Origin of the sequence: Streptococcus didelphis DSM 15616 (assembly GCF_000380005.1) — a bacterium.
Taxonomy (GTDB): Bacteria; Bacillota; Bacilli; order Lactobacillales; family Streptococcaceae; genus Streptococcus; species Streptococcus didelphis.
Genome location: NZ_KB904190.1, coordinates 1 through 10,397, shown reverse-complemented (window position 1 = coordinate 10,397; position 10,397 = coordinate 1). Strand labels below are relative to the sequence as shown.

9 protein-coding genes and 2 pseudogenes are annotated in these 10,397 nt (G+C 37.8%); 1 reads left to right on the top strand and 10 read right to left on the bottom strand.

Annotated elements, in window-relative coordinates:
* The 8 genes and pseudogenes from A3GU_RS10035 to A3GU_RS0105280 all read right to left on the bottom strand — a co-directional run.
* Positions 1 to 582 (bottom strand): annotated as a pseudogene (locus A3GU_RS10035) (IS3 family transposase); the annotation flags it as partial.
* A gap of 161 nt (positions 583 to 743) precedes the next feature.
* Positions 744 to 1,250, bottom strand: a complete 507-nt coding sequence (locus A3GU_RS0105310) for a DNA topology modulation protein (RefSeq protein ID WP_018366507.1) — start codon at positions 1,248 to 1,250, stop codon at positions 744 to 746.
* A gap of 52 nt (positions 1,251 to 1,302) precedes the next feature.
* Positions 1,303 to 1,743 (bottom strand): annotated as a pseudogene (locus A3GU_RS09580) (GNAT family N-acetyltransferase).
* Positions 1,744 to 2,141: 398 nt separating this feature from the next.
* Positions 2,142 to 2,768, bottom strand: coding sequence for an ABC transporter ATP-binding protein (locus tag A3GU_RS0105300; RefSeq protein ID WP_018366505.1), 627 nt, complete (start codon positions 2,766 to 2,768; stop codon positions 2,142 to 2,144).
* Positions 2,752 to 3,555: an ATP-binding cassette domain-containing protein gene (locus A3GU_RS0105295; RefSeq protein WP_018366504.1), complete on the bottom strand. Its 804-nt coding sequence runs from the start codon at positions 3,553 to 3,555 to the stop codon at positions 2,752 to 2,754. The genes A3GU_RS0105300 and A3GU_RS0105295 overlap by 17 nt, the downstream gene beginning before the upstream one ends.
* An 11-nt stretch (positions 3,556 to 3,566) precedes the next feature.
* On the bottom strand, positions 3,567 to 4,388 hold the full coding sequence (locus A3GU_RS0105290) for an ABC transporter permease (RefSeq protein WP_018366503.1): 822 nt from the start codon (positions 4,386 to 4,388) through the stop codon (positions 3,567 to 3,569).
* Positions 4,385 to 5,362, bottom strand: coding sequence for an ABC transporter permease (locus tag A3GU_RS0105285; RefSeq protein WP_018366502.1), 978 nt, complete (start codon positions 5,360 to 5,362; stop codon positions 4,385 to 4,387). The genes A3GU_RS0105290 and A3GU_RS0105285 overlap by 4 nt, the downstream gene beginning before the upstream one ends.
* 112 nt (positions 5,363 to 5,474) lie before the next feature.
* The gene (locus A3GU_RS0105280; RefSeq protein WP_018366501.1) at positions 5,475 to 7,103 is read right to left on the bottom strand and encodes an ABC transporter substrate-binding protein; all 1,629 of its coding nucleotides are present in this window, start codon (positions 7,101 to 7,103) and stop codon (positions 5,475 to 5,477) included.
* A 419-nt stretch (positions 7,104 to 7,522) separates the two neighbouring features.
* On the opposite strand from A3GU_RS0105280, the gene A3GU_RS0105275 reads away from it, so the two are divergent.
* Positions 7,523 to 8,467, top strand: a complete 945-nt coding sequence (locus A3GU_RS0105275) for an IS30 family transposase (protein ID WP_018366500.1) — start codon at positions 7,523 to 7,525, stop codon at positions 8,465 to 8,467.
* Between the two features lie 101 nt (positions 8,468 to 8,568).
* Here the strand turns inward: A3GU_RS0105275 and A3GU_RS0105270 are convergent, their stop codons facing one another.
* A complete protein-coding gene (locus A3GU_RS0105270; protein WP_018366499.1) occupies positions 8,569 to 9,858 on the bottom strand; it encodes an LPXTG cell wall anchor domain-containing protein in 1,290 nt (429 codons plus the stop codon).
* Between the two features lie 320 nt (positions 9,859 to 10,178).
* A partial coding sequence (locus tag A3GU_RS0105265; RefSeq protein WP_018366498.1) for an integrase core domain-containing protein occupies positions 10,179 to 10,397 on the bottom strand: 219 nt, incomplete at its 5' end.

Genomic DNA, 10,397 nt, shown 5'->3' with positions numbered 1-10,397 from the left:
TGCCTCTGGAATGTGGTTTGAAGGTGGCTTTCTGATAAACAGAAACCAAATTGAGTCGCTTCATAATGCGTCGAATCCGACGACGTGAAAGTGTAATACCTTCGTTATTCAAGCATATTTTGATTTTTCTGGATCCGTATCTGGCCTTACTTTCGAGAAAAATAGCTTTGATATTTTCTTCAAGTTTCGCTTCAGATACTGGCTCTACAGCTTTGTAATAATAGCTAGAACGAGGAATGTTCAACCAACGACACATGGCTGAAATGCTATATTTATCCTTGTTTGCAGTGATTACTTGTCTTTTCGTGCCATAATCACTGCCGCTTGCTTTAGGATGTCTAATTGCATTTCGAGTTCTTTATTGCGTTTTCTGAGTTGAATCAGTTCCCGTTGTTCATCTGTCATATTATCAACAGACTTGAAGGAACCCGTTAGTTTGGCTTGTCTAACCCACTTATCGAAGGTTGAGGGCGTTAACTCATATTCTTTGATAAGCTCACTTCGTTTCATTCCAGCATTGTGGAGGTCAACAATTTGTTGCTTAAAATCATCGGTGAAGTGGCGACGTATTTTTCTAGACATATCTGTTCTCCTGTTTTCTTTAGTGTAGAACACTTTATAAATTCTGTCTAGTTTAGTGTAACCGATTCAACTTAAGGAGATTAGGTATTAGTTTAGGAACAGGGAAATCGTTATAAAAAATAGCCCGGGTTACCCGTGGCTATTTTAGTTTTGCACTCTAATTAGTTGATCGTATTCATATAGTGACTTAGCTGCTTTTGATTTGTTAAGACAATGGTTTTATGAGGGTATTTTTGGACAACGGATTGGTATTTTTTTAACTGGTTTCTTGAACGCCCATCTAATAGAATCCATTTCACAAACGCAACGTCAAATTTTTCCTGACAGTTGTCAGCCATATCAGGACGCGTTTTTCCCCTATAGTTTAAATAACGCTTAAATGCTCGATGGAGACAATGAAACCGACTAAAATTAACATAGATAATGTAATCAGCTTCACTCATGCGCTCTTCATAGAGACAATTGGCATAATTTCCCTCAATAATCCAGTCTTGTTTGAGCAGGCATGTAGATAAATCAGCTATCATGTCATGATTTGACCGTTCTTGCCAGTTCGATGAGAAGTGTAGTTTGTCTAAATGTAATACCTCACAATGGTAATGTTGGCCTAAAAATCGTGCTAAGGTTGACTTGCCAGAGCCACTATGTCCAATGATGGCAATTTTCAATGGATACCTCCTAAAAATGACGTATGAAATGACTATAAAGGGTAGGAAATGTTTAGATTAGTTTCTTGATGAGATGCATGTCATCATAAAATTGGTAACCATGTTTAGGATAAAACTGATAGGACTCAAACCATTGTACTTTAGGTTGACCTAAGTGGATGTTAACATGACTCTTGCCGATTTTCCTTAGATAATCTTCTGCAAACGTCAGAAGTTAACTGCCAATGCCTTGATGTTTTAAGCTTGGCTTGATGAAGAGACGGTGCAAGAAGACCTCATTTGTTTTGGGAATAGAAGAATAAGCGATTGAGCCAATAACACGATTTTCTTCATTGACCGCTAGCCAAAAACAATTCCCTTTTTCCAAATAACTTGCTTCAATTGTCAAAAGATCCGGGTTAATACTGGGAATTCTCCCTAAGGCATTTTTTGCTTCCAAGACCATAAAAATGAAGTCATCTCTGTAATTTCCGTTGTACTCAATTATTTTCATAACAGTCTCCACCTTAATCCTAAGTGCTTCAATTGATATCATACCATAAAAAATTACTGTGGGGATAACGGATAGGAAAAATACTCTGTAGACAAGAAAGGCTTATAGGAAAGGCTTTTTTTCGTTTTTATGCTCCCCTTACAGGATGGAACAAAGTGCGGATCTAATATAACGACTGATGTTATTAATACCTCAAAACAGAGACAAACCCCGTTTTCGACTCAACAAGCATGAACAGTTCTGCGGATGTGACATCCGATTTCCTATTTCTGCGAGTGGAACGAGCCAAACCAGATGTTTTTGCCGTGGTAAAAGTGGTGTTAATACTGACTTTGACGGCACTCGGAAATTTTGAGACCCATAAGGTATGGTATTCCAAAGGAAGTCTCTGCCGTCATTTAGTGCCGTTTGAAACTTATTATACGATTTTCTTCAATCATATAACATTGATCACAAAGTTTTTCTAACATAGCAAAGTCATGACTAATAACAATGAGACCTATCTGTCGATCTTTTACAATTTGTATTAGACTTTTCCATACACTAGCTTGTGTAATGCTATCCAACATAGTAGTCATTTCATCTGCAATGAGGTATTTCGTCTTTGGATGTAATGAACGCACAATCGAAAAGCGTTGCAATTCTCCTCCCGAGAGTTCACTAGGACGACGCTTTAGCCATTTTTCTTGAATGCCAAAGGCATCTCGCAAATCCTGACTGGGATAGTAGGCTTCTTCCAAACTTTTTTTCATAGGCCATAAAGGATTCATGGTTTGTTCAGGATGTTGTTGGATAAGTTGTACAGGCCTAAATGCTTTGTTAGGCAAATGACTGCCATCAACTAATACTTCACCAGATTTAGGTTGCAAAAAACCGGCAAGCACTCTGGATAAACTCGTTTTTCCACACCCACTTTGTCCAAATATCCCTAAGACTTGACCAGGTGCGACCTCTAAATCAATCTCCTTAAAAAGCCATTGGTCTTTTTTATGGTAAAAGCCAAGCTTTTTAGCCTCTAAGGTCATGAGTAACTCCTTTCAAAAAGTCTTGTTGAGGGAGTGAGCGCCATAAACTTCTCGCAAATTCCGTTTGTAGTTGCTTCCCATCTCCGCTAAAAAAGCTAGCTGGGGCTGTTTCAATAGCTTTTCCCTCTTTAAAAATAGTGATACGATCCGCAATTTGACTAGCTGCTACAATATCATGAGTGATAAAGATAACGCTTATTCCATTATCTGCAAAGGAGCGTAGTTGATCTAAAACCATTTGCAGAGCATCTGGATGTAATCCAGGGGTAGGCTCATCTGCAATAATCAAAGAAACCGTATCACTAATACATGTTGTAAACAACACACGTCGGAGCATTCCGCCAGAAAGTTGGAAAGGATATAAATCACCATCACTTTCTTTTAATCCAAACTGTTGAAACAATCTTTCTTGAGTAGCCTTAGCATTTTCTGAGATACCCAAGCGCACTTGGTGCTTGACTTTCATAGATGGGTCTAAGTAATTAACGGATTGTGGAATCAACGTCATTTCTTTTCCTCGCAGTTGCTTGATGCGTTTAGAAGTTAATGATTGACCACGATAAATCATATCTCCTGTTACAGCTGCATTTTTAGGAAGAATACCCATAATAGCATGTGCTAATAAACTCTTGCCTGAACCACTAGCACCAATAATAGCTAATAACTCACCTTTTTTAACTTCTAAATTTAGCGCTTGTATCGGTCTTGATTGAAATGGTTTTAAAAATCTTCCGTATTGAGTGAAAGTAATGGAGAGGTCCTTAATGCTTAATAATGTTTCTGTCATATCTCTACCTCCTAAAAATGATCCGTTTGAGGGTAAAAGAGTTTCTTTAAAGATTCTCCGATAGTATCAAAGGCATTGACAACCAAAATAAGATAAAGGCCTGGAAAAATCACCAACCACCAATTGCCAAGAGAGATATGCTTAGCTGCCTCTGACAAAATGATACCAACCGAAGGTTGTTCGGCAGAAAGACCAAATCCTAAGAAAGTCATGGATGCTTCATGCAAGATGACGTGCGGAAATAAGAGGATAAACCCAATGAAAATTTGAGAAGCAATCAAAGGCAGGATGTGATGCCTCACAATATAATAAGGTGTTTTTCCCATGCTTTTAGAGATCTGGACAAAGGCTTTATTCTTGAGATCATAGACTTCATTGCGGATAAGCCTTGCTAGAGAGGGCCAATGGGTAACAGCTGTTGCAATGATAACCCCTTGAGCCCCTTTCCCAACAACAAAAGAAATGAGAATCATAAAAGTCAAATGAGGCATGCCAATAAACAAATCAACCAACCAGGCTATTATTTTATCAATAAGGCTATTTCCTAGACCTGCAAGCACTCCAAAAACGGTCGCAAGAAAGACTCCCATAAGGGCACCTAATAGGCCGACCTGTAAAGAGAAATAAAGGCCTTTAATCGTTCTGACAAACATATCCCTACCTAAACCATCTGTCCCAAACAGATGGTTTAAGGAAGGGGAGAGGTTGCGTAAAGCTGCACTGGTTTCCAAAGGCGTCCTATAGAAATAAAGATTTAAGGCTAGAATACTAAGAATGAGAGAAATGGCAATACCTAGTTGCCATAAAACCATCGTTCGACGTTTCAATATCATACTTTTCTCCTTAACTGTGGATTGATGATGCTATTTAAAATATCCGCAATAAGATTGCCCGCAAAAACAAATAATGTTCCTATCATCACGATAGCTAGAAGTAGCGGTGTATCACTTTTAAGTCCTGCTTCAGTGAGGGTAGACCCTAAGCCAGGATATGAGAAAACTTGCTCAGCAAGAACAGATCCTCCAAACAATTCTCCAAAATAAGAAAAATGTAGTGTAATAGCTGGTACGATAGCATTTCTAAGACAATGATTTTTAAAGATTTGCCACTGTGTTTCCCCACGGGCTCTGGCAAATAAGACATATTCACTAGAGAGCACCGACATCATTTTAGTTCTCGTATGAAGGGTGACATTGGCAATACCTAAAATGCTTAGTGTGAAAACAGGTAATATAAGGTGCTTAATCCGATCAGCTAATGTAATATCTTGACTTAAAGTGCCTATCGGAGAAGAAATACCAATCGGGAACCACCCCAACTGGACAGAAAAGATCAGTAACAAAATGAGGCCAATCCAAAACGTTGGTACTGATATCTGAAGGTAAGAAAACCACCTGACAACTCGGTCAAGTAATTTTCCTTGATGGAAAGCTGATAACGTTCCTAAGATAAATCCAATAAGACCCGATAAGACCCAAGAGAGTCCCATAAGTATGAAAGAAGCACCTGCCCGTGATCTGATAATATCACTAACAGGTTGCCGATAAACAAGTGAGGTCCCTAAATGTCCCTGTATCACATTTTTCAACCAAATAAAATATTGGACTAGAGCTGGCTTATCCAAGCCATAGTGGTGAGCAATCGCTTTGTACTGAGCAGGGGTTAGTGATGTGTCATAATTGACACTTGCCATGACAGGATCTACTGGAGATTGTTTTAACAAAACGAAGGTCAAAACAGATACTCCAAAAATAAGCGTGACACATCTGATGGTTTTCCAGATGATAATAATGGTAGTGCGTTTCACAATGAAATCTCCTTAATCGATAAGAAAAGGAGCCGAGGAAACGATCAGCACAGTTTTGTGTATCTTGTTTTCTCAGACTCCAAACTTAAAGTCGCTGTATTAACTAAACGCGTTACTTAGTTGATTCATCCCAAGTCCACTCGGCAATGTTAGTCAATAATGACCAATCATGACCATGACTGTGGACACCTTGTTTACCGACATTGATACGTTTATCACCAATATAAGTATGGTTAAGGCTCACCAACCATACATTTGGCAAATCTCCAAGAGTAGAAGCACCTGTTTTGCCCTCCCACTGCGCTAACTTCCAATATTCGTTAGCTTTGTCAAGGTCAGAAGATGTCATTGCTTTGTCAAGGTACTTAGTCACGGTAGGATTGTTATAAAACGTAATATTGGTCCAACCTTTACCTGCTAGGTTTGGATGATGTGACTCATAAAATTGCTGTGCATGATGACGTCCTCCTGCATAAAGTAGGGCTGAATCGTGTGACTTAGTTGCCATTTCATCCCAGTTACTAGCCTTGAGTTTAATATTAATACCTAAGGCTTTAGCTTGTTCCGCGACTTCAACGGCTAAGTTTGCTCGTAATTGGTCGTTAGTAGGGTAGTAAAGGTCAAATTCCGCTTTGAGATTTCCTTTTTTACGGCTACCGTCTGCTTGTTCTTTCCATCCAGCTTTTGTCAAAAGTTGCTTAGCTTTAGCTATTTTATTATCTTTAATTGCTGTTTTTGGATTCCAAAATGGTGTTCTATCAATAATTGAATAAGCTGGCTTACCATAACCATTTAAAACAGTATCCAGAACTTTTTGTCTATTTAAACCAATAGTCAAGGCTTTTCTGATTGCTGGATCACTAGTGACATCATTTCCTACTGGATAACCGTCTGGTGAATTTTTCACAACACCTTTCTTCACATAGGGTAGTGATAACCCACGAACATCATTTGAAGAAATATCTAGAAGACGAGTTCCTTTAACTTTCTTACTAGCAAGTTCTGGCGTTGCGTAGATCATATCAACATCGCCAGATTCTAAAGCCGCTAGCGCTGTGTTTTCGTCAAGTAATACCCAAGTCCACTTTTTAAAATAAGGTTTCTTGCCACGCCAATACGGATTGCGAACAAAGATAGCTTGCTCTCCAGCTTTATATTCTTTTACCATGTAAGGTCCTGAACCGATTGGGTTACTCTTATACCTATCATTGTAATGTTTTTTAGGAACGATTGGGATTTCAGTCAACTGTGCTGTAAATGTCGAATGCGCCTCAGTCAAATGAATATTTATCTGGTTCTTCCCAACTACTTCAACATCCTTGATAAAGGTTAAATCCCAAGCTTTTCCATCTGCTTTCAACATATCATAAGTAAACTTGACATCATCAGCAGTAACAGACTCACCATTGGAGAATTTAAAATCATCATTTAAGTCGAACGACCACGTTATACCATCCTTAGAGATTTTATATTTTTTAGCAAGTTCTCCTTTTATGTCTAGGTCAGGAGAACGTTTCAATAAAGTACTATGAGTAATATTACCTTCATTATGGATACCATAACGGTCCTTTGGATCAAATTCATGAGGGAGCTTAGCCCCCATAGAAACAACCAATTCATCTTTTGGTCGTTGCTTCCGGCTACGATCTTTTGGTTGAGAATTGTGTTGATGACATGCAGCTAAAGAAAAACTAGTCAGAGCCAACGTAACAACAGAGAAATATTTTAGATATTTTGACACTATAAAATCTCCTTATTTCTAATTGATAAATAATATTTTAATAACATAACCTCATTATAACAATAGACAAATATGAAGGCAATTATTTAACCAGTTAATTAGAATTTTCGTTATTTTTGGAATGTAACTTTTAACCCGCGAAAAAATGGTGGCGATTTCTATTTAGATTAAAGAAAAAGAACCTTTCCAACATATTATGATTGGCTGACATGTTTATAAAGGAGCTTAAGGATAATATAAAGTAGTGCTAAGAGAAGAAGTTAATATGTTATAAGAAAAAAGTTATGGCTGTCTTTTTTTGACGTTGCATTGCATTTAAAGTATGTAAATCCTAATTTGTAAAGTTAAGCTAGACAGAAAAAAGCCATCTATGTTAGGCTCAGATAAACACCACATTTGTCTGAAAGGAACTAACATAAATGACCTATACTCATCTTACCACAACCGAGCTTGTAATGATAGAGGCTTATTACAAAGAAGGAATAACTGTTAGCAATATTTGTCAATCCCTCAAAAGATCAAGACAAACAATTTATAAGGTCATTGCTTATCTCAAGGCTGGTCACACTGCCTATGATTACTACAAAGACTACAAAGCTAACAAGAAGCGCTGTGGTCGTCTTAAGACCCAACTCACTCAAAGTGAACAAGATTTTATTCAAAGGCATTTAGAACTTAATTCGAGTTTGGATGTGGTCAAAGGAACTTATCCCGATAAAATCCCTTGTTCTATGAGAACTCTTTATCGCTTAGCTGACCGTGGTATCTTCAAGAAAGAGGATTTACCATGGAAGGGAAAACACCAACCAAATGGTATGGCCGAAAAACGTGGCAAACAAGCTTTTAGGAGGGATATCCGTGAGCGTTCAGAAATCTATCCAGATTTTGATACAGAATTTGGACATCTTGAAGGAGATACAATCGTTGGTAAACATCACAAAAGTGCTGTTGTCACCTTGGTAGAGAAGCAATCTAAAGCTATTATCACACTTCAAACCAATGGTCGAAAAGCTAGCGACATTGAGCAGTCACTAAATAGATGGCTGTCAAAATTCCCAAAACATCTTTTTAAATCTGTCACTTTTGATTGTGGGAAAGAATTCTCTAATTGGAAGACAATAGCCAACCAACATGACATTGATATTTTCTTTGCGGATCCAGGTTGCCCTGGTCAACGTGGGTTAAATGAACATTCAAATGGGTTATTAAGACGTCATGGACTGCCTAAGCAGATGGATTTCAATGGTATTCCTCAGAAATATTTATCAGCTATCGCTGATAAACGAAATAGAATTCCTAGGAAATCTTTAAATTATCGAACACCATATCAGGTTTTTCTGAGTTACGTAAAATGTCTAGCTTAATTTGACAATTTGGGAATATTTAATTATCTAATACCTTAACTAGCTTGAGAAATGGTAAAAAATAGCCTATTTCTAAGGTTTTTTTATTACTATGAATGTTTTCAGTTCTCTTTACGGTTGATAACTGCTGCTACCCCAGCTGTTGTTATAACTGCAAGTGCTGCTGCGGTGAAGAATGGGTTCATAACCTCACCTGTTGAAGGCAATTGATTAGTCGTTTGCTTCATTTCAGCTTTAGCTGCCGCTGCTTTAGAAGTTGTGTGAGCTGGTGCTACTACTTTACCTGCTTGATCAGCTTTTTCAGGAGTGAGTGGTTTAGCCTCTGGCTTAGTTTCTGGAACTTTAGGTGCGTCTTCTTGTGGTTTTGAATGTGGACTTGATTTTCGAATATCTTTAGCATCTAGAGCAATGCTTCTTTCCTCACCTGTTGTAGCTTCAGAAAGCTTCTTGCCATTGACAATAATCTCATAGAATGTACCATCTAGAAGCCCCTTAGAAAATACAGCTTTGCCATCAGCTCCTGTTGTTACTTTCTCTATTACACGCCCTACTCTATGCTTTAGAGTGACTTCTTGTCCTGATAAAGGCTCCGCATCTTCATTACGAACGATAACAACCAATGGTGTTTTACTGTATTCTGGTTCAATTGTCCCTTTTCCGTCGATAGTAAAGCTAGCTGAACGTTTATCACCATTGACACCGGTTCGGAAATTATAACCTTGAGGAACACCATTCACAAAAACAGTTAAGCTTCTTCCTAAAGGAAGCTTGTCAAAAACAGCTTGTCCTTTTTCATCTGTTGTCACAGTTGCAAGTGTCTTTCTGCTACTTGTTATATCTACCACTTGGACGTCTTTTCCAGATAATATTTTACCCTCAGGGTCTATAACTGTTGCGGTAAAAGCAAAGCTACCCTCGATAACATCATCATGATGGTGGTGTACATGATCACTGTGATGGCTACTGTGCCCATCGTCAAAAGGCTTAGAAACATCAATCTTATCCAATAAAATAACATGATGATGATCGCCATGTGGGTACATCAAGGCCTTACCTTCTGAAGTATCCAATAATTGAATCTTATCGACTGATAAACCTGTATGTTTTGCAATATAGGCTTTCTTTTCGGCAATCATATTGTCATCTTGTTTAGCATCTGAAAGTGATTGATCTGATACGGCTTCCTTTTCCATCGATGGATTAACTGCCTTCTCAGTGCTATCAGACAATGTTTGGTTACTGTTACCTGTACTTACATTTGGTTGAACGACAGCATGACTATCCACCGGTGACGAGTCATCAGCAAAAGCTATCGGTGAGTAAGTTGAAAGTGCTAAACCAGCAGTCAGTAAAGCAGCTGGGATAAGTAATGAATATTGTGATTTTTTCATTTATAACTCCTTAGAAGTATTATTTATTTTTATTAACCAGTTAACTAATTGGTATATTATCAGAGAAACCGGTGTTTGTCAATTGTTAAGGTAGTTTAAATAGTTAATAAAGTTTATTTAAATAATTAATAACCATTAGTTTACAATCGATATGAGACTTAAAATACAAAAGAAGAAATCTTGTATGATAAGAATACCAACCACTCATCAGAGATGAAGCAAGATGTTTTAAGTCTTTTTACAGAATAACTCTTTATAACGTGACTAAGGTATAGGCTGAAAAGGCAACACTTTTCTGTACAACATTTATAAAGTGTTTTCTAGGCAATTAATCTTTTAGTCATTGGTGTTTGATAGTTGAGACTACCATGAATGCGGTGGTAATTCCACCAATGAACATAGTCTTTAGTCTTAAGAGCTAGTTCTTCCAGCGATTGAAAAGTTTCTTGATAAACAAATTCAATTTTGAAAGCACGATACGTACTTTCAGCTACGGCATTGTCATAAGGACAACCAGCCTGACTAAGCGAACGTGTGAT